At 74.7% G+C, this 19,240-nt stretch carries 12 protein-coding genes; 1 reads left to right on the top strand and 11 read right to left on the bottom strand.

All coding sequences use genetic code 11. The features are described 5' to 3' along the window. Window positions 1-21: 21 nt before the first annotated feature. Window positions 22-1,224, top strand: coding sequence for a PQQ-dependent sugar dehydrogenase (locus tag V2S66_RS02240; protein ID WP_330792662.1), 1,203 nt, complete (start codon window positions 22-24; stop codon window positions 1,222-1,224). 713 nt (window positions 1,225-1,937) lie between these two features. Here the strand turns inward: V2S66_RS02240 and V2S66_RS02235 are convergent. The 11 genes from V2S66_RS02235 to V2S66_RS02185 all read right to left on the bottom strand — a co-directional run bounded on the left by V2S66_RS02235 (window position 1,938) and on the right by V2S66_RS02185 (window position 19,166). Next, window positions 1,938-4,907 (bottom strand): helix-turn-helix transcriptional regulator, encoded by a 2,970-nt coding sequence (locus V2S66_RS02235; protein ID WP_330792661.1) that lies wholly within the window; start codon window positions 4,905-4,907, stop codon window positions 1,938-1,940. Window positions 4,908-5,011: 104 nt separating this feature from the next. Continuing rightward, window positions 5,012-5,263: a hypothetical protein gene (locus tag V2S66_RS02230; RefSeq protein ID WP_330792660.1), complete on the bottom strand. Its 252-nt coding sequence runs from the start codon at window positions 5,261-5,263 to the stop codon at window positions 5,012-5,014. 577 nt (window positions 5,264-5,840) lie between these two features. Beyond that, window positions 5,841-8,099, bottom strand: a complete 2,259-nt coding sequence (locus V2S66_RS02225) for an MMPL family transporter (protein ID WP_330792659.1) — start codon at window positions 8,097-8,099, stop codon at window positions 5,841-5,843. 230 nt (window positions 8,100-8,329) lie between these two features. Next, on the bottom strand, window positions 8,330-9,838 hold the full coding sequence (gatB, locus tag V2S66_RS02220) for an Asp-tRNA(Asn)/Glu-tRNA(Gln) amidotransferase subunit GatB (RefSeq protein ID WP_330792658.1): 1,509 nt from the start codon (window positions 9,836-9,838) through the stop codon (window positions 8,330-8,332). A 29-nt stretch (window positions 9,839-9,867) separates the two neighbouring features. Next, complete coding sequence (locus tag V2S66_RS02215; protein WP_330792657.1) at window positions 9,868-10,095, bottom strand: hypothetical protein; 228 nt, start codon at window positions 10,093-10,095, stop codon at window positions 9,868-9,870. Next, entirely contained in the window at window positions 10,092-11,585 is a 1,494-nt protein-coding gene (gene gatA, locus V2S66_RS02210) for an Asp-tRNA(Asn)/Glu-tRNA(Gln) amidotransferase subunit GatA (RefSeq protein WP_330792656.1), read from the bottom strand. Before gatA ends, V2S66_RS02215 begins: the two co-directional genes overlap by 4 nt. A 2-nt stretch (window positions 11,586-11,587) precedes the next feature. Then, a complete protein-coding gene (gene gatC / locus V2S66_RS02205) occupies window positions 11,588-11,884 on the bottom strand; it encodes an Asp-tRNA(Asn)/Glu-tRNA(Gln) amidotransferase subunit GatC (protein WP_330792655.1) in 297 nt (98 codons plus the stop codon). 158 nt (window positions 11,885-12,042) lie between these two features. Continuing rightward, entirely contained in the window at window positions 12,043-14,274 is a 2,232-nt protein-coding gene (locus V2S66_RS02200; protein ID WP_330792654.1) for a putative bifunctional diguanylate cyclase/phosphodiesterase, read from the bottom strand. Window positions 14,275-14,516: 242 nt separating this feature from the next. Further along, complete coding sequence (ligA, locus tag V2S66_RS02195; RefSeq protein ID WP_330792653.1) at window positions 14,517-16,781, bottom strand: NAD-dependent DNA ligase LigA; 2,265 nt, start codon at window positions 16,779-16,781, stop codon at window positions 14,517-14,519. Window positions 16,782-16,802: 21 nt separating this feature from the next. After that, window positions 16,803-17,813, bottom strand: coding sequence for a methionine synthase (locus tag V2S66_RS02190; RefSeq protein ID WP_330792652.1), 1,011 nt, complete (start codon window positions 17,811-17,813; stop codon window positions 16,803-16,805). Between the two features lie 174 nt (window positions 17,814-17,987). Continuing rightward, entirely contained in the window at window positions 17,988-19,166 is a 1,179-nt protein-coding gene (locus V2S66_RS02185) for a hypothetical protein (RefSeq protein WP_330792651.1), read from the bottom strand. Between the last annotated feature and the right edge of the window lie 74 nt (window positions 19,167-19,240).

Raw genomic sequence — 19,240 nt, 5'->3', positions numbered from 1 at the left:
GGGGTGTGGTGTGCTGGGAGGGTGAGCGCAGCGAACAGGACCAGGACCCTGACGACCGCCGCGGCGCTGGCCGCCGCGGCCGCACTCGTGCTGGGCGGATGCTCCTCCAGTGGGGGCAAGGGCATGCCGATGCTGCCGCTCCCCAGCAGCGCCACGCCGTCCGCCACCGGCAGCGCGGCCCCCGGGTCGGCCGGCCCGAGCGCGGTGCCGTCGGCCGCCCCGGCCGTCGGCACCGCGAAGGTCACCGGCACGGTCGCGAACCGGCTCGCCCAGCCCTGGGGGCTGGCCCAGCTGCCCGACGGCTCGCTGCTCGTCGCCTCCCGGGACAGCGGCCGGATCTCCCGGATCGACGCGGCCAAGGGCGCCGTCACCCTGGTCGGCACGGTCCCCGGCGTCTTCCACACCCAGGGCGGCGAGCAGGGCCTGCTCGGCATCGCCCTGTCCCCCGACTACGGCTCCGACCACCTGGTCTACGCGTACTTCACCACCGAGTCGGACAACCGCGTCGCCCGCCTGCTCTACGACCCCTCGCGGCCGCGCGGCGAACAGCTCGGAGCGCCCGACACGATCCTGCGCGGCATCCCGATGGGCACGATCCACAACGGCGGCCGGATCGCCTTCGGACCGGACGGCATGCTCTACGCCGGGACCGGCGAGACCGGGCAGCGCGGCCTCGCCCAGCAGATGTCCTCGCTCGCCGGGAAGATCCTGCGGATGACACCGGACGGGCAGCCGCCGAAGGACAACCCGACCGCCGGGTCGCTCGTCTACTCCCCCGGCCACCGCAACGTCCAGGGGCTCACCTGGGACGCCCAAGGGCACCTGTGGGCCTCGGAGTTCGGCCAGGACACCTGGGACGAGCTGAACCTGATCGAGCCGGGGGCGAACTACGGCTGGCCGGTGGTCGAGGGCGTCGCGCACCGTGCGGGGTACGTGGACCCGGTCGTCCAGTGGCACACCGGCCAGGCGTCGCCCTCGGGCATCGCCTACGCGGCGGGCTCCCTCTGGATGGCGTCGCTGCGCGGCGAGCGGCTCTGGCGGATTCCGCTCGACGGAACGAAGGCGGCTGCGCCGCCGCAGGCGTTCTTCGCGTCCGCCTACGGGCGGCTGCGGACGGTTGTCGCCGTCGACGAGCACACGCTGCTGGTCGCGACCAGCAACACGGACGGGCGCGGGGCGCCTTCCGGCGCGGATGACCGCCTGCTTCGCGTGGCGGTCACCTGACGCCTCCACCTGCCGGTGGGCCGCCGCGACCGCCTCCCCCCTCCCGGCCGGTGGTCCGGTCTGCCACCGCAACTGCCCCTCCGGGCCGGTGACGACGCACAGCCGTGGTGGCGGCTGGCCGCGCCGTCCCCCGCGCCCCGCAAAAACCCCGGGCCGCGCCCGGACCGCGCGGAGCTCGCGCCCGTTTCCCCGGGCCGCGCCCGGAACGCGCCGGGCGTCGCGCCCTGCCAGGGGCGCGGGGAACTGCGCGAGCAACCGGCCACCGGCCGGTGATCCGGTCTGCCACCGCAACACCCCCTCCGGGCCGGTGACGACGCACAGCCCTCATCACGGCTGGCCGCGCCGTCCCCCACGCCCCCCCAAAAAACCCGGGCTGCGCCCGAAAGGCGCTGGGCGTCGCGCCCTGCCAGGGGCGCGGGGAACTGCGCGAGCAACCGGCCACCGGCCGGTGATCCGGTCTGCGACCGCAATTGCCCCTCCGGGCCGGTGACGACGCACAGCCCTCATCACGGCTGGCCGCGCCGTCCCCCGCGCCCCCCCAAAACCCCGGGCCGCGCCCGGAACCCGCTGGGCGTCGCGCCCTGCCAGGGGCGCGGGGAACGGCGCGAGCAACCGGCCACCGGCCGGTGATCCGGTCTGCGACCGCAACACCCCCTCCGGGCCGGTGACGGTGCCCGACCGGGCCCGGTGGCGACGTGCAGCTCGGCCGGGGGTCAGGTGGGGAAGAGGTTGAGGCGGTGGGCGAGGGCGGCGGCTTCGCCTCGGGTGGAGACGGAGAGTTTGGCGAGGATGTTGGAGACGTGGACGCTCGCCGTCTTGGGGGAGATGAAGAGCGCCTCGGCGATCTGGCGGTTGGTGCGGCCGTCGGCGACCAGCCGGAGGACGTCCCGCTCGCGGGCGGTGAGCCCGAGCGGGTCAGCCGCGGGGGGCAGCGAGAGCGCCGCGATGCGGGCGGCGAGCGGCCGGGCGCCGGCCGCGCGGGCCACTGCGAGGGCCGAGGCGAGCAGCGCCCGCGCCTCGCGGGGCGCGCTGCCGCTCGCGCCGAGCGCCTCGGCGTGGCGAAAGCGCACCTGCGCCAGCTCCAGCGGCCGCTCCTGCGACTCGAACGCCTGCTGCGCCGCGGCCCACAGCGCGGGCTCCCCGCGCCCCTCGGCGCGAGCCGTCTCCGCCTCGACGAAGAGCGCGTACGCCTCGCACAGCGGCGTCGGCCGCGGCAGCGTCGCGGCGGCGTCGCGCAGCAGGGCGAGGGCGCCGGGGTCCGCGGCGGGCGCCGCGGCCTCCGCGCTCGCGCCGGCGGCGAGCAGCGGCCAGGCGTAGCGGCTGGTGCCGACCGGGAACCCGGCGCCGGTGCCGGCCGCCAGCTCGCGCCGGGCCTCGTCGAAGCTGCCCTGCGCGGCGGCGAGTTGCACGCCGAGCGTACGGATCGGGATGGTGTGCTGCGGCTGCGTGTCGTGCCGCAGCAGCTCGACGGCGGTCGCGTGGTGCCGCCGGGCCGCCTCGGGATCGCCGACGGCGATGGCGAGGAAGCCGTGGTAGGTCTCGATGCCCGCCCGCATGTACGTCTTCCGCACCAGCCGCCGCGCCTGCCCGAGCGGCACCGCGGCCTGCGCGTAGTCCCCCATCGCGAGGAGCGACTCGCCCTCGTTGGTGAGCAGCCAGGCGCGGGTGACGTGCGCCGCCTGCTCGCCCAGCAGGGTCTGGCCCTCGCGGCTGACCCTCACCGCCTCGCCGGAGCGGCCCGCGCCCTCCAGGACCGAGGAGAGGTTGCCGTAGGCGCGGCCGAGGATCGCCGACCGGTGCCGGTCGCTGACGAGTCGGCGCACCTGCTCGACCTCGGCGATGCCGGCCTCGGTGTCGCCGCCGTCGGCGCGCAGCAGTCCGAGGGTGACGCGGGCGTGCAGTTCGGTGTCGCGGGCGCCGGCCAGCCGGGCCAGCTCGACGGCGCGGCAGGCGATGTCGATGCCCTCGGCGCCCGACTTGTGGACCATGATCCAGCCGGCGATCACCGAGAGGACCTCGGCGTGCGCGGCGGACGGCGGCAGCCCCTCGACCAGTTCGCGGGCGCGCGACAGCTCCTCCCAGCCGTCGCCTCGGGCCAGGTCCTCGGTCAGCCGGGAGCGCTGCGACCAGAACCAGGCGGCGCGCAGCGGGTCCTGGGCGCCGGTGCGGTCCATCAGCTTCAGCGCGCGCTTGGCGATGGTGTACGCGCGTTCGCGCTCGCCGCTGAAGCGGGCGGCGACGGTGATCTCGGCGAGCAGGTCGAGGAAGCTGAGGGGCCGCTCGCAGTCCTGCGGGCCGCCGTCGCCCGAGCCGAGCGGCGGGTACGCCTCCGCGTAGTCGGCGGGCCGCAGCGAGGACCGTACGTCCTGCGGCGTGTCGTCCCACAGCTCCAGTGCGCGTTCCAGCAGGCGGTGCTGTTCGGCGTAGGCGTGCCGGCGGCGGGCCTCGACGGAGGCGCGCAGCACCGCGGGCAGCGCCTTGGCCGGGTCGTGCGCGGCGTACCAGTAGCTGGCCAGCCGGGCGGCCCGCTCGTCGGCCCTGACCAGCGAGGGACCTGCCTCGACGGCCTCGGCGTAGCGCCGGTTGATGCGGCTGCGCTCGCCGGGCAGCAGGTCCTCGCCGACCGCTTCACGGACCAGGGAGTGCCGGAAGCGGTAGCCGTCGCTGTCGGTGGGGACCAGGATGTTGGCGCCGACGGCGGTGCGCAGCGCGTCGATGAGCCGGTCCTCGCCGAGCCCGGCGACGGCTTCGAGCAGCCGGTACTCGACCGTGCTGCCGCCCTCCGCGACGATCCTGGCGACCCGCTGGGCGTCGTCGGACAGCGCCTCGACCCGCACCAGCAGCAGGTCGCGCAGGGAGTCGCTGATCCCGGTGGAGCAGCCGCCGCGGATGGAGCAGGCCAGCTCCTCGACGAAGAAGGGGTTGCCGTCGGAGCGGGCGAAGACCTGGTCGACGACGGCGTCCTCGGGCTCCACCGCGAGGATGGCTGCCAGTTGGCGGCGCACCTCGTCGTGGCTGAAGCGGGCCAGCTCGATCCGGTCGACGGTGCGCAGCCGGTCGGTCTCGGCGAGGAAGGGGCGCAGCGGGTGGCGGCGGTGGATGTCGTCGGCGCGGTAGGTCGCGGCGACCACGACGCGGGCGCGCTGCAGGGAGCGGAAGAGGTAGGAGAGCAGTTCGCGGGTGGAGCGGTCGGCCCAGTGCAGGTCCTCGACGACCAGGACCAGGGTGCGATCGGCGCCGAGGCGTTCCAGCAGCCGGGCGGTCAGTTCGAAGAGCCGGACCCGGCCGTCCTCGTCGTGCGGGTCGCGGGGGCTGCCCCCGGCCTCGCCGAGCTCGGGCAGCAGCCGGGCCAGCTCGGTCTCCTGCCCGGCCACGGCGGTCAGCACCGCCGCGCCGAGCGAGCCGTACAGGTCGCGCAGGGCGGTCGAGATCGGCGCGAACGGAAGTCCGTCCGCGCCGATCTCCACGCATCCCCCGACGGCGGTCACGGCCCCCGTGACCCGCGCTGCCGCGAGGAATTCCTCGGTGAGCCGGGTCTTGCCGACCCCGGCCTCGCCGCCGATCAGCACCGCTTGCGGCTCGCCCCGGTCCGCCGCGGCCAGCGCCGCGGTCAGCCTTTTCAGCTCGGTGTCTCGACCGATGAACACGGGGCTGAGGGACTGCGTCTGCACGGTGCTGAGCATGTCACGGCGGGCCCCTCGGGCGACACCGATTAGTGTCCCGGCCGGCGCCGCGGCGGGCCGCACGGCCGGGGCCCCGGCCGGCGGACCGGCCGGCGCCACCGGGGTCATGCGGCGCGGTGCGGGTGCGGGGCCCGGTTGACCCGGCCGAGGGGGCGGGGCGCCGGGGCCGGCGCGCTCGGGGAAGCCGCCCCCTCGGCGTCGGTGCGTGCGGAGGTCCGCGAGGCGGTGCGGGCCTCGGTGCGGTGGGCGCGGCGCTCGGCGGTGCGGGCCGCCCGCGCGTCCCTGGCCAGCCGCCAGGCCGCCGCCTCGCGTACCAGGTCGTCGCGGCGGGCCTGCTGGATTTCGTAGCTGTACATCACGGTGAGCTCCTGGGAGATCCGGTTTCCTCTGGACGGTCTCCAGCCTCGTCTCCCAGGGGGGTGCGCCACATCGGGCACCTTCCCGAACTTCCGTGCCCCGCCCGGGGGTCGGACGCCTTAGGCGTGGCCGCCGGGTGCCTTAGGCGCCGCTCCGCACGCCGCGGGGGCCTTAGGACGCCGATGCGTGGCACCTACACGCGCCCGTCCGCTGCCGCGGGGGGGTGAACGCCCGTGTCCGACGCGGCCGTTGCTCCCCGGGCCGGAGGCCCGGCCCACGCGGCCCGGCGCAGGCGAGCGGCCCTGATCCGCCCAGCGGCGCCCAGCGGCAGGCGCGGACCCGGGTGGCAGCCCGGCCCGCGCGGCCCGGCGCGGGCGAGCGGCCCCAAACGGCCCAGCGGCCCGGAGCGGTCAGGCGCGGACCCGGCCGGCAGCCCGGCCCGCGCGGCCCGGCGCGGGCGAGCGGCCGCAAACGGCCCAGCCGCCCCGAGCAGTCAGGCGCGGACCCGGCCGGCAGCCCGGCCCCCGCGGCCCGGCGCGGGCGAGCGGCCGCAAACGGCCCAGCGGCCCGGAGCGGTCAGGCGCGGACCCGGGTGGCGGCCGGTGGACCGGCTGCCACCGCGGCCGGCAGGGCGTCGGGGACGGCGAGCCCGGTGGGCTCGGCGGGCGGGGCCTCGATGCTGAGCCGGGGGAGCCGCCGCTCGAGCCATCCGGGCAGCCACCAGTTCGCCGCGCCCAGCAAATGCATCAGGGCCGGCACCAGCAGCGTGCGCAGCACGAACGCGTCGAGCGCGACGGCCGCGGCGAGGCCCACGCCGAACATCGCGATCACGCGGTCGCCGCTGAGCACGAACGCCGCGAAGACGGCGATCATGATGACCGCGGCGGAGTTGATCACCCGGCTGGTCTCGGCCAGCCCGATCCGGACCGCGCGCCGGTTGTCGCGGGTCTCCTGCCACTCCTCGTACATCCGGCTGATCATGAAGACCTGGTAGTCCATGGACAGCCCGAAGAGCACCGAGACCATGATCACCGGCAGGAACGGCTCGATCGGGCCGGCCCGGCCGAGCCCCATCCACTCACTGCCCCAGCCCCACTGGAAGACCGCGGTGACCACGCCGAAGGAGGACGCGACCGCGGCGACGTTCATCACGGCGGCCTTCAGCGGGATGCCGACCGAGCGGAAGGCGAGCAGCAGCAGGAGGCAGCCGAGCCCGACGACGCAGCCGACGAAGAGCGGGAGCTTGCCGATGACGACGGCGGCGAAGTCGTCGTAGCTGGCGGTGGTGCCGCCCACGTAGACCTGGAGGCCGGTGTCGTGCTCGGCGGCGGGCAGCACCTCGTGGCGGAGCCGGTCGACCAGGTCGGAGGTGTCGCGGGACTGCGGCGCGCTGTCCGGCACGACGGTGACCACGCCGGTGCGGCCCGCGCCGTCGAAGGCGGCCGGGCTGACGGAGGCGACGCCGGGGGTGTGCTCCAGGGTCGCCGGCAGGTGGTCGAAGGCGACGCGGGCGGCGGCGCCGTCGGTGGTCGCGACCAGGGTGAGCGGCCCGTTGGTGCCGGGCCCGAAGCCGCCGGCGAGCAGGTCGTACGCCTGCCGGGTGGTGGCGGTGGCGGGCCCGTTGCCCTGGTCGGAGGTGCCCAGGTGCAGGGTGAAGGTGGGGATCGCGAGCACCGCCATCACCACGGCGGCGAGCAGGCCGAGCACCTTGGGGTGGCGCTCGACGAACGCCGACCAGCGCACCGCGAGCCCGGCCGGCGGCTCGGGCTGCGGGACGGTCTCGCAGCCGTCGTCGGTGCAGACGGCGCGGGCGGCCAGCGCCCGGCGCTCGCGCCGGCTGAGCGCGCGGGTGCCGATGACGCCGAGCAGCGCGGGCAGCAGGGTGATCGAGGCGGCGACGGTGAGCAGCACGGTCAGCGCGGAGGCGACGGCCACGCCGTTGAGGAAGTCCAGCCGCAGGATCAGCATGCCGAGCAGCGCGGTGCACACGGTGCCGCCGGCGAAGACGACCGCCCTGCCGGTGGTGGTGACCGCCTCCTGGGCGGCCTGCGCGACGCTCAGGCCGCGTTTGAGCCCTCTGCGGTGCCGGGTGACGATGAACAGCGCGTAGTCGATGCCGACGCCCAGGCCGATCAGCATGCCGAGCATCGGCGCGAAGTCGGCGACGGTCATCGCGTGGCCGAGCAGCACGGTGCCCATGTAGGCGGTGCCGCAGCCGACCAGCGCGGTCGCGATGGGCAGCAGCATGGCGGCGAAGGAGCCGAAGGCGACCAGCAGGACGACGGCGGCCACCGCGACGCCGACGACCTCGCTGAGGTGGGCGCTGGTGCTCTCGGTGCTGCCCACGGCCTGGCCGCCCAGCTCGACCCGCAGGTCCGGGGCCTGCGCGGCCTTGGCGGTGTCCACCAGCGCCTGCGCCTGGGAGCGGCTGATGCTGTCGGCGTCCTGCCCGTAGCCGACGGTGGCGTACGCGGTGTGGCCGTCGCGGCTGATCTGCGCGTGGCCCGCGGCGCCGTAGGGGCTGACCACGGAGGTGACGCCGGGCAGCCTACGGGCGTGGTCGAGCGCCCGGGTCATGGTCTGCTCGACGTCGGCGGCGCGCACCGTGCCGTGGCCGGTGTGCCAGACGATGGTCTCGCTGTCGCCCGCCTGGCCGGGGAACGCCTCGCGCAGCAGCGACGCGGCGTGTCCCGACTCGGTCCCCGGGGCCTCGTACTTCTTGGAGTACGCGGAGCCGGCGGCGCCCGCCGCCGCGGTCAGGCCGACGAGGACGGCGATCCACAACAACACGACGGTGATGCGGCGGTTGATGCACCACCGTGCGAGAGCGGCCATGGATCGGTTACCCCTGTGTTCGACGTCCGACCCACTGTGCCAGGGGAAAAAGATCCTTTGCGACTTTCGTGCGCTTCCTCACAAGGGGGTAAGAAAGGCATAAGGCCAGGCATAGGGCTGGGCATTGAGGCCGGGCACAGGGCCGGGCCCGCGACCCGACGGCGAAGGGCGGCACCCCGGTGTGGGGTGCCGCCCTTCGTACCCGCGCTGCGGCTGCCGCCGCGCCGCGGTCAGCCCTGGACGCCGAGCTTCTCCAGCACCAGCTCGCGGACGCGCTTGGCGTCCGCCTGGCCGCGGGTGAGCTTCATGACCGCGCCGATCAGCGCGCCGGCCGCGGCCAGGTTGCCGCCGCGGATCTTGTCCGCGATCGCCGCGTTGTCGGCGATCGCCTGGTCGACGGCCGCGCCGAGCGCGCCGTCGTCGGACACCACCTTCAGGCCGCGCCGCTCCACCACCTCGTCCGGCTCGCCCTCCCCGGCCAGCACGCCCTCGATGACCTGGCGGGCCAGCTTGTCGTTGAGGTCGCCGGCCGCGACGAGCGCCGAGACCCTGGCGACCTGCGCCGGGGTGATGGCCAGCGCGGACAGCTCCGCGCCGGTCTCGTTGGCGTGCCGGGCCAGCTCGCCCATCCACCACTTGCGGGCCGAGGCGGCGTCCGCGCCGGCGTCGGTGGTGGCGACGATCAGGTCGATGGCGCCGGCGTTGAGCGCGGACCGCATCTCGTGGTCGGAGACCCCCCACTCGGTCTTGAGCCGCTCGCGGCGCAGCCGGGGCAGCTCGGGCAGCCCGCCGCGCAGCTCCTCGACCCAGTCGCGGGCCGGCGCGACCGGCACCAGGTCGGGCTCGGGGAAGTAGCGGTAGTCCTCCGCCTCCTCCTTGATCCGGCCCGCGGTGGTGGAGCCGTCCTCCTCGTGGAAGTGCCGGGTCTCCTGCACGATGCTGCCGCCGGAGGAGAGCACCGCGGCGTGCCGCTGGATCTCGAACCGGGCGGCGCGCTCCACGCTGCGCAGCGAGTTGACGTTCTTGGTCTCGCTGCGGGTGCCGAACTTCTTCTCGCCCTGCGGGCGCAGCGACAGGTTGACGTCGCAGCGCATCTGGCCCATCTCCATCCGGGCGTCGGAGACGCCCAGCGCCTTGATCAGCTCGCGCAGCTCGGCGACGTAGGCGCGGGCGACCTCGGGGGCCCGCTCGCCGGCGCCCTCGATCGGCTTGGTGACGATCTCGATCAGCGGGATGCCGGCCCGGTTGTAGTCCAGCAGCGAGTACGTCGCGCCGTGGATGCGTCCGGTGGCGCCGCCGACGTGGGTGGACTTGCCGGTGTCCTCCTCCATGTGGGCGCGCTCGATCTGCACCCGGAAGACCTCGCCGTCCTCCAGCTGGACGTCCAGGTAGCCGTTGAAGGCGATCGGCTCGTCGTACTGCGAGGTCTGGAAGTTCTTCGGCATGTCCGGGTAGAAGTAGTTCTTCCGGGCGAAGCGGCACCACTGCGCGATCTCGCAGTTCAGCGCGAGGCCGATCTTGATCGCCGACTCGACGCCGACGGCGTTGACCACCGGCAGCGAGCCGGGCAGGCCCAGACAGGTCGGGCAGGTCTGCGAGTTGGGCTCGGCGCCCAGCTCGGTGGAGCAGCCGCAGAACATCTTCGTGCGGGTGCCCAGCTCCACGTGGACCTCAAGGCCCATCACCGGGTCGTACGACTCCAGCGCGTCCTCGTAGGACGGCAGATCCGTGACGGTCACAGTTCCCTCTACCTTCTCAGTCCGTCCGGTCAGTCCGTCAGGATGTCGTCGTCAACGGCCTCGCGCAGTTCGCGGACCAGCAGCGCCACGCCGGTGGCCACGGCCGCGACGCGGATGAGGCCGTCGACCAGCTGGAGCGTGTCGTTCTCACCCTTGGCGGCGCGGACCTTCTTGATGTTGCTGAAGGCGGCGAACAAGGTGGTCCCGATGGTCAGGTAGGTGCCGAACTTGCCCTTGGACTTCTTGTCGGTGCTCACAGCTGGGGTGCCTCCTCAAGCAGCGGGTGGCCCCACTTCTTCACGAAGGCGGCCTCGACGGCGGCGCCGACCCGGTAGAGCCGGTCGTCCTGGAGTGCGGGCGCGACGATCTGCAGTCCCACCGGAAGACCATCCTCCGGTGCGAGGCCGCAGGGCAGTGACATGGCCGCGTTGCCGGCCAGGTTGGCCGGGATGGTGCACAGGTCGGCGAGGTACATCGCCATCGGGTCGTCTGCCCGCTCGCCGATCGGGAACGCCGTGGTGGGCGTGGTCGGCGACACGATCACGTCGACCTGCTCGAAGGCGCGCTCGAAATCACGGGTGATCAGGGTGCGGACCTTCTGCGCCGACCCGTAGTACGCGTCGTAGTAGCCGGAGCTGAGCGCGTAGGTGCCCAGGATCACGCGGCGCTTGACCTCGGGGCCGAAGCCGGCGTCGCGGGTGAGGGCGGTGACGTCCTCGGCGGACCGGGTGCCGTCGTCGCCGACCCGCAGGCCGTAGCGCATCGCGTCGAAGCGGGCCAGGTTGCTGGAGCACTCCGAGGGCGCGATCAGGTAGTACGCGGCGAGCGCGTACGTGAAGGACGGGCAGGACAGCTCGACGACCTCGGCGCCCAGCTCCTTCAGCAGCTCGACCGCCTCGGTGAAGCGCTGGACGACGCCGGCCTGGTAGCCCTCGCCGCCGAACTCCTTGACCACGCCGACCCGCAGGCCCCTGACGTCGCCGCTGCGGGCGGCCTCGACGACCGGCGGCACCGGCGCGTCGATGGAGGTGGAGTCCATCGGGTCGTGGCCGGCGATGACCTCGTGCAGCAGCGCGGCGTCCAGCACCGTGCGCGCGCAGGGCCCGCCCTGGTCGAGCGAGGAGGAGAAGGCGACCATGCCGTAGCGGGACACCCCGCCGTACGTCGGCTTGACGCCCACGGTCGCGGTGACCGCGGCGGGCTGCCGGATGGAGCCGCCGGTGTCGGTGCCGATGGCCAGCGGCGCCTGGTAGGAGGCGAGGGCCGCGGCGCTGCCGCCGCCGGAGCCGCCGGGGATGCGGGTGAGGTCCCACGGGTTGCCGGTCGGGCCGTAGGCGCTGTTCTCGGTGGAGGAGCCCATCGCGAACTCGTCCATGTTGGTCTTGCCGAGGATGACCACGCCGGCGGCCTTCAGCCGCCGGGTGACCGTCGCGTCGTACGGCGGGATCCAGCCCTCGAGGATCTTCGAGCCGACGGTGGTCGGCACCCCCTCGGTGGTGAAGATGTCCTTGAGCGCGAGCGGCACGCCGGCCAGCGGGCCGAGCGGTTCGCCGGCGGCGCGCTTGGCGTCCACCGCGCGGGCCTGGGCGAGCGCGCCCTCCCGGTCGACGTGCAGGAAGGCGTGCACCTTCTCGTCGACGGCCTCGATCCTGGCCAGGTGGGCCTCGGTGACCTCGACCGCGGTCAGCTCGCCTGCGGCGATCTTCGCGGCGGTCTGTGCGGCGGTGAGCCGGATGATGTCCGTCATGGTCAGTCCTCCCCCAGGATCTGCGGCACCTTGAAGCGCTGCTGCTCCTGCGCGGGCGCGCCCGACAGGGCCTGCTGCGCGGTCAGCGACGGCCGGACGGTGTCCGGGCGCATGACGTTGGTCAGGGGCAGCGGGTGGGAGGTCGGCGGTACGTCCTCGCCGGCCACCTCGGATACGCGGGCTACCGCGCCGATGATGTCGTCGAGCTGTCCGGCGAAGTGGTCCAACTCTTCGCCGGAGAGCTCCAGACGTGCCAGCCGGCCGAGGTGGGCGACCTCCTCGCGCGTGATGCCAGGCATGCAGCGATCCTCTGGGGGGTGAGATGTCGATTGTGGCCCCAATCCTATGGGCCCGCGCACCCCGACCGCGAAACGATTCCCCCCGGCCCCGGTCCGCCCGCCGTGCGCCGGCCGTTCGGCGCGCGCCGCAGGGCGCCGCGGCGGGTGTCCGGCGGCCGCTACTCGGCGACGACGGCCGGTGACACCGGCGGGGTGCCGCCCGCCGTCGGCGGCAGGCCGGGCAGCGCCGGCACCCGCGCGGTGCGGGCGCCGGCGGGCAGTTCGTGCCGCTGCCAGCCGCGGGCGCCGCGGGCGCGCAGCCAGGCCGTCGCCTCGTCCGGCGGCATCGCGGCGGCGACCAGCCAGCCCTGGACGGCGTCGCACCGCATGTCGCGCAGCCGCTCCCACGTCTCGTCGTCCTCGACGCCCTCGGCGACGACCATCAGGCCGAGGGAGTGCGCGAGGTCGACGGTGCAGCGGACGATCTCGGCGTCCTCGCTGTCGACCACGAGCCTGGCCACGAAGGAGCGGTCGATCTTCAGCTCGCTGACGGGCAGTTTGCGCAGGTGCACCAGCGAGGAGTAGCCGGTGCCGAAGTCGTCGAGGGACATCTTCACGCCGTGCCCGGTCAGCCCGTTGAGGGTGTCGGCGGCGCGCTGCGGGTCCTCCAGCAGGACGTGCTCGGTGATCTCCAGCTGCAGCGCGCCGGGCGGCACCCGGTGCCGGGCCAGCCGGGCGGCGACCGCGCCGGCGAAGCCGGGGGTGTGCACGTCGCGCGGCGAGACGTTGACGGCGACCGGGACGTCCAGGCCCATCGCGCGCCAGCGGGCGATCTGGGCGAGCGCGGTCTCCAGCACGTACTCGGTCAGCTGCGGCATCAGGCCGGAGGTCTCGGCCATGGTGATGAACTCGTCGGGGTTGACCCGGCCGCGCTCGGGGTGGTTCCAGCGGACCAGCGCCTCCATGCCGGCCACCCGGCCGTCGAACCGGACCTTGGGCTGGTAGTGGAGTTCGACGTCGCCGGTCTCCAGGGCGCGGCGCAGGTCGCCGAGCAGGCCGAGCCGGTCGGGGGTGTTGCCGTCGCGGGTGGCCTCGTAGACCTCGGCGCCGCTGCGGTCCCGCTTGGCCTGGTACATCGCGACGTCGGCGCGGCGCAGCAGCCCCTCGGCGTCGGTGGCGTGGTCGGGGAAGACCGCGACCCCGGCGCTGGCCTCCAGCACCAGGGTCAGCCCGTCGAGGCCGATCGGCGAGCCGAGCGCGGCGACCAGGGCGCGCGCGATGCGCTGGGCGCTGGTGGGCGAGTCGCAGACGGGCAGCAGGACGGCGAACTCGTCGCCCCCGAGGCGCGCCGCCTCGGCGCCCCTGGGCAGCGCCAGCCGCAGCCGGTCGGCGATCTGCAGCAGCAGCCGGTCGCCCGCCAGGTGGCCGAGGGTGTCGTTGACGGACCGGAACTTGTCGAGGTCGATGAGGATCAGCCCGACCCGGCCCCGGCCGGAGGGGGGCGGCCCGCCGGCGCTGCCGCCGGCCGGCAGGTCCCCGCGTTCGCGGCCGCCCTCGCGGGCCGCGTCCAGCGCGTTCCAGGTGCGCTCCAGCAGCCACTGGCGGTTGGGCAGTCCGGTGAGCGGGTCGCGCAGCTGCTCCTCGGCGCGGGCGTGCGCGATCCACAGGGTGGAGTCGAGGGCGATCAGCGGCACCGCGAACAGCGGCAGCAGCACCGGCATGTCGCTGGAGACCACCAGGATCAGCGGCGAGATGCCGAGCAGCGCGCCGCCGACCATGCCCTGGCGCACCAGCGCGGTGCGGGCGACGGTCGGCAGGCCGCCGCCGCGCGGCGCGTACGCCCACCACAGCAGCGCGCGGGTGGCGGCCAGATAGGCCAGAGCGGTGAGGGTGACGCTGACGACGGCGGTCGGCGACCAGCTGGAGGGGTCCCAGGGACGCTCGACGGAGGGGGTGCGGCCGCACAGCGCCAGGGTGAGCGAGCCCGCGCCGATGCCGAGGATGTCGATGGCGCCGTGCAGCCCGGCCTGCCGCCAGCGGTGCCTGCGGGCGGCGCCGACCAGCACCACCACGGCGAGGCTGACCAGGACCGCGGGCACCCAGCCGTAGAGCAGCAGCATCGCCAGGGTGAGGGCGGCGCCGGAGCCGGTGCCGCCCCACCAGCGGTCCCGGCCCATGGCGACCAGGTGGCCGACGATGACGCCGGTGAGGACGGCGAAGGCCCAGCCCACGGTGCCGCCGGGGAACAGGGCGTGGCCGCCGTCCAGCACCCGGACCACCCCTGCGGCGAGGGCGACCCCGGCGGCCGCCGGCACCGCCAGGCGCACCACGGGTCCCGGGCTCGCGGGGAGTACGGACGCGGCGTCGCTGCTGGGCAGCGGCGCCGCTCCGGCGCTCTCCGTGATGTCCATGCCCGTCCCTCTCACAGCCGGTCAAGCGGCAGGTACCGCGCCCGTGTCCGGAAGCCGACCCCGGGGCCGGCCCGGAGGCCAACCCGCTGGAGCTGCTGCAAGGTTGATGCCCCAGGGGCGCGCCTCTCAACAGTAGGACGAAGGGCGCTGTCCCGAGACCCGATCGGCTGCCATTGCCCGAATGCGACCTGCGGGATCACGGCGTTCTGATATGGGCTGATCGGGTGACATTCGGTGGTTATTCAGTCCGATTCGCCACCTGCCGCGTCCTTCGCCGCGTCCGCCGCCTCCGTCTGCTGTTCCTCGCCCGCGCCGGCCGGGTTCACCGCGACCTCGCGCGCCGCGTCGGCGCCCTGCCCGAGCAGGACGGCGAAGCCGTCCTCGTCCAGCACGGGCACCTTGAGCTGCACTGCCTTGTCGTACTTCGAACCGGGGTTGTCCCCCACCACGACGAAGTCCGTCTTCTTGGAGACGGAACCGGTGACTTTCGCGCCCCGGCTGCCCAGTGCCTCCTTTGCGCCATCCCGGGTATGCCCCTGGAGCGTTCCGGTCACGACCACGGTGAGCCCTTCGAGCGGCCGGGGTCCCTCGTCCGAGCCCTCTTCGGTGAAGCGGACGCCGGCCGCCCGCCACTTCTCGATGATCTCCAGGTGCCAGTCCTCGGCGAACCACTGCTTGAGGGAGGCCGCGATGGTCGGGCCGACGCCGTCGACGGCGGCCAGCGCGGCCTCCTCGGCGTCCTTGATCCGGTCCAGGTCGCGGAACTCGCGGGCCAGCGCCTCGGCCGCGACCGGCCCGACGTGCCGGATGGACAGCCCGGTGAGCACCCGGGCCAGCGGGCGGTCCTTGGCGGCTGCGATGTTCTCCAGCATGGCCAGGGCGTTCTTCTTCGGCTCGCCCTTCTGGTTGGCGAAGAAGGAGACCGTCTTCTCCTCGCCGGTCTCCGGGTCGCGCTTGGGCAGGCCGGTGTCCTGGTCCAGGACGTGGGAGCGGATCGGCAGCAGCCGCCCGATCTCCAGGCCGAACAGGTCGCCCTCGTCGCGCAGCGGGGCCTCGGCGTCCAGCGGCTGGGTCAGCGCGGTCGCCGCGACGTAGCCGAGCGCCTCGATGTCCAGGCAGCGGCGGCCGGCCAGGTAGAAGATCCGCTCGCGCAACTGGGCGGGGCAGTACCGGGCGTTGGGGCAGCGCAGATCGATGTCGGCTTCCTTCATCGGCTGCAGCGCGGTGCCGCACTCGGGGCACTCGGCGGGCATCACGAACTCCCGCTCGCTGCCGTCGCGCAGGTCCACGACCGGGCCGAGGATCTCCGGGATGACGTCGCCGGCCTTGCGCAGCACCACGGTGTCGCCGATCAGCACGCCCTTCTTCTTGACGACCTCCTGGTTGTGCAGGGTGGCGAACTCGACCTCGGAGCCGGCCACGGTCACCGGCTCCACCACCGCGTACGGGGTGACGCGGCCGGTGCGGCCGACGCCGACCCGCACGTCCACCAGCCGGGTGTTGACCTCCTCCGGCGCGTACTTCCAGGCGATCGCCCAGCGCGGGGCGCGCGAGGTGGAGCCGAGCCGGCCCTGCAGCGGGATCTCGTCGACCTTGACGACCACGCCGTCGATCTCGTGCTCGACGTCGTGCCGGTGCTCGCCGTAGTGGGCGATGAACTCGCCGACGGCCGCGAGCGAGTCGACCACCTTGTTGTGCCGGGCGGTGGGCAGGCCCCATTGGCGCAGCAGCTCGTACCCCTGCGACTGGCGGTCGATGGCGAAGCCGTCGCGGGCGCCGATGCCGTGCACGACCATCCGCAGCGGGCGGGAGGCGGTGATCCGCGGGTCCTTCTGCCGCAGCGAACCGGCCGCGGCGTTGCGCGGGTTGGCGAAGGGCTTGTCGCCGCCCTCCACCAGCCGGGCGTTCAGCTCGTCGAACTTCTCGCCGGGGAAGTACACCTCGCCGCGGATCTCCACCAGTTCCGGCACCTGCTCGCCGGCCAGCCGGTCGGGGATGTCGGCGATGGTCCGCACGTTCTGCGTGATGTCCTCGCCGGTGCGGCCGTCGCCGCGGGTGGCGGCGCGGGTCAGCCGGCCCTTCTCGTAGGTGAGGTTGACCGCGAGGCCGTCGACCTTCAGCTCGCACAGGAAGTGGTACGGGCTGCGCGCGTTGTCCGGGGCGCCGAGCTCGGCGGCCACCCGGTCGGCCCAGGTGGCCAGCTCCTCCTCGGAGAACGCGTTGTCGAGCGACAGCAGCCGCTCGCGGTGCCGGACGGAGGTGAACTCCGTCTCGTACGCGCCGGCGACCTTCTGGGTGGGCGAGTCCGGCGTGCGCAGCGCGGGGTGCTCCTCCTCCAGCGCCTCCAGGCTCCGCAGCAGCCGGTCGAACTCCGCGTCGCTGACGACCGGCGCGTCCCTGACGTAGTAACGGAAGCGGTGCTCTTCGATCTGCTCGGCCAGCCGGGCGTGCTGCTCGCGCGCCTCGGCGGGGATGTCCGCGGGCGTCGCGTCCTCAAGGGCTGCCACGGTTCCGTCCTTCCTACGCGGTCACTCAGGGTTGTCGACGAGCGAGCGGGCGGCCTTCGCGCAGTGCGCGAGAGCCTCCCGGGCGTAGGCCGGCGAGGCCCCCGCCAGACCGCAGGACGGGGTCACGGCCACGGAGGAGCCCAGTGCCCCCGGTGCCAGTCCCAGCCTGCGCCACAGCGCCCGAACACCACTGACGCTACTCGCAGGGTCCGACAACGGTGCATCCTTGCCCGGTACGACACCGGCGAGGAGTGCGGTGCCCGCTTCGGCCGCCTCACCGAAGGCGTCCCAGTCACGCTCGGTGAGCAGCTCGAAGTCGAAGGAGATGCCGGCGACGCCGGCCCGGCGCAGCAGCGCGAACGGCACGGCGGGCGCGCAGGAGTGCACGATCACCGGCACGCCGACCGCGTCCTTGAGGTCGCGCAGCGCGCCCTCGACGACGGTGCGGTCCACCGCGCGGTAGGTGCGGTAGCCGCTGGCGGTCCTGATCGTGCCGGTGAGGACGGCGGTCAGCGAGGGCTCGTCGAGCTGGAGCAGCGGGCGGGCGCCCGGGATGCGCCGGCCGATGTCCGCCAGGTGCGCGGCCAGGCCCTCGGCGAGCGAGGCGGTCAGGTCCCGGCAGGCGCCGGGGTCGCCGAGCGCGGCCTCGCCGCCGCGCAGCTCGACGCCCGCGGCGAGCGTCCACGGGCCGACCGCCTGCACCTTCAGCGGGCCCTGGTAGCCCTGCGTGAACTCCTCCAGGGCGTCCAGGTCCTCGCGCAGCCAGGACCTGGCCCGCCGGGTGTCGCGGCCCGGCCGGTCGCCGAACCGCCAGCCGCTGGGCTCCAGCCGGGCGTACAGCTCGACCAGCATCCCCAGCGTGCGGCCTACCATGTCCGCGCCGGGGCCCCTGGCGGGCAGCTCCGGCAGGAACGGCAGCAGCTCCACCGCCTCGGCCGCCACCCGGGCGGCCTCGCGGGCGTCGACCCCCGGCATCGATCCGACCCCGGTCGCAGCGCCCTCGGGGAGCGCGAACACCTCATCCGTACTCACCCCCGCAGCGTAAGCGGTACGCGGCGGGGAGCCCCCCGCTCCCGGCACGCGCCGCGCAGCCCCGACCGAAGGATGCCGCGCCTCCTTGGACCACCCCCGCCGGCCCGGCACCGCTCGGCCGCGGGCCGCGACCCCCGGCCGGCCGGCCGGACCACGCCACGGCAGCGGCAGCTCCTACGGGGGGCCGTTCCAGATGAGGGCGAGGTGGACGCCGTAGACGGCGGAGGCGCAGGCGGCCGTGGTGAGGGTGAGGGCGATGGTGCGGGGGTGGGCGCGGGCGAGGACGCGGGCCAGGGGGAGGAGGAGGGGGAAGGCCGGCAGCAGGAAGCGGGCCGTGGCGATGTAGACGCCCCGGCCCAGGGCGACGACGGCCAGCATCGCGCCGCCGAACAGGAGCAGCGGCAGCGGCTGCCGCTGGACCACGCACAGGGCGAGGAGCACGAAGCAGGCGGCGACGACGAGCGTCACCATGACGTAGGCGACCGGCACCTCGCCGCCGCGGCGGCCGAGGAAGACCCAGCGGACGCGGCGCAGCAGGTAGCCGCCCTTGCCGAGCCGGTTGCCCCAGGCGTCCTGGACCGCGAAGTAGCCGTCCGCGCGGTGCAGCCGCAGCCCCACCCAGACCACGAACGCGGCCCAGCCGGCGGGCGCGAGGGCGATCGCCAGGGCGGGCCGCCACCACGGTTCGCCGCGGCGCAGCGCCCGCAGCAGCGCCAGTCCCGCGACCGCGCAGACCGCCCCGGCCAGCGCGATCCCGGTCGGCCGGGTGAGTCCGGCGAGGCCGGCGAGCACCCCGGTGCGCACCCAGTGCCGGTCCAGCGCGGTGTACACGGCGGCCGCGGCCAGCGCGGTGAACACCGACTCGGTGTAGGCCATGGACTCCACGAGGGCGTGCGGCACGCAGCCCCAGAGGACCGCGAGCACGGTCCCGGTCCTGCGGCCGTGCAGCCGGTTGCCGACGAGGAAGATCAGCCAGGCGGCGGCGAGGGACGCCGCCAGCGACACCAGCCAGGAGGACGTGGCGAGGCCGAGCGGCAGCGCCGCGTCGGCGATCCGGCACAGCCAGGGGTAGAGCGGGAAGAAGGCGAGGTTGCTCCAGGCGTGCCAGGTGTGCGGGGTGCCGCTGACGGTGCGGTCGTAGCCGTGCTCGACCACGTCCTGGTACCAGCGCGCGTCCCAGGAGCCGTAGAGCACCGTGCCGGGGGACTCGCCGCGCCGCTCGGCGAGGTAGGTGAGCAGGCCGATTCCGAGCGTGCGGGCGGCGCCGTAGCCGAGCAGCGCGGGGGCCGCGAGCCGCAGCGCGGCCCCGACCGGGGTCGGGATGCTCCACCGTGCTGCGGTGGCTGAGGCCATGTCGGTCCGCTCCCTCGGATCGGGTGGGGCGCGGACGACCCTACGATCAGGAGGCGGACGAATCGGTCGACGCG

This window comes from Actinacidiphila polyblastidii, from assembly GCF_036353415.1.
Classification (GTDB): domain Bacteria; phylum Actinomycetota; class Actinomycetes; order Streptomycetales; family Streptomycetaceae; genus Actinacidiphila; species Actinacidiphila polyblastidii.
The sequence above is the reverse complement of the archived record's forward strand: the minus strand, read 5'-3'. Positions and strand labels throughout refer to the sequence as shown.

What these genes read in the sequence shown, in the direction of transcription:
- V2S66_RS02235 (WP_330792661.1), bottom strand. Translation starts at nt 4,907, where the DNA reads ATGCTCAGCACCGTGCAGACGCAGTCCCTCAGCCCCGTGTTCATCGGT.
- V2S66_RS02230 (WP_330792660.1), bottom strand. Translation starts at nt 5,263, where the DNA reads ATGTACAGCTACGAAATCCAGCAGGCCCGCCGCGACGACCTGGTACGC.
- V2S66_RS02225 (WP_330792659.1), bottom strand. Translation starts at nt 8,099, where the DNA reads ATGGCCGCTCTCGCACGGTGGTGCATCAACCGCCGCATCACCGTCGTG.
- gatA (WP_330792656.1), bottom strand. Translation starts at nt 11,585, where the DNA reads ATGACGGACATCATCCGGCTCACCGCCGCACAGACCGCCGCGAAGATC.
- gatC (WP_330792655.1), bottom strand. Translation starts at nt 11,884, where the DNA reads ATGCCTGGCATCACGCGCGAGGAGGTCGCCCACCTCGGCCGGCTGGCA.
- V2S66_RS02200 (WP_330792654.1), bottom strand. Translation starts at nt 14,274, where the DNA reads ATGGACATCACGGAGAGCGCCGGAGCGGCGCCGCTGCCCAGCAGCGAC.
- V2S66_RS02185 (WP_330792651.1), bottom strand. Translation starts at nt 19,166, where the DNA reads ATGGCCTCAGCCACCGCAGCACGGTGGAGCATCCCGACCCCGGTCGGG.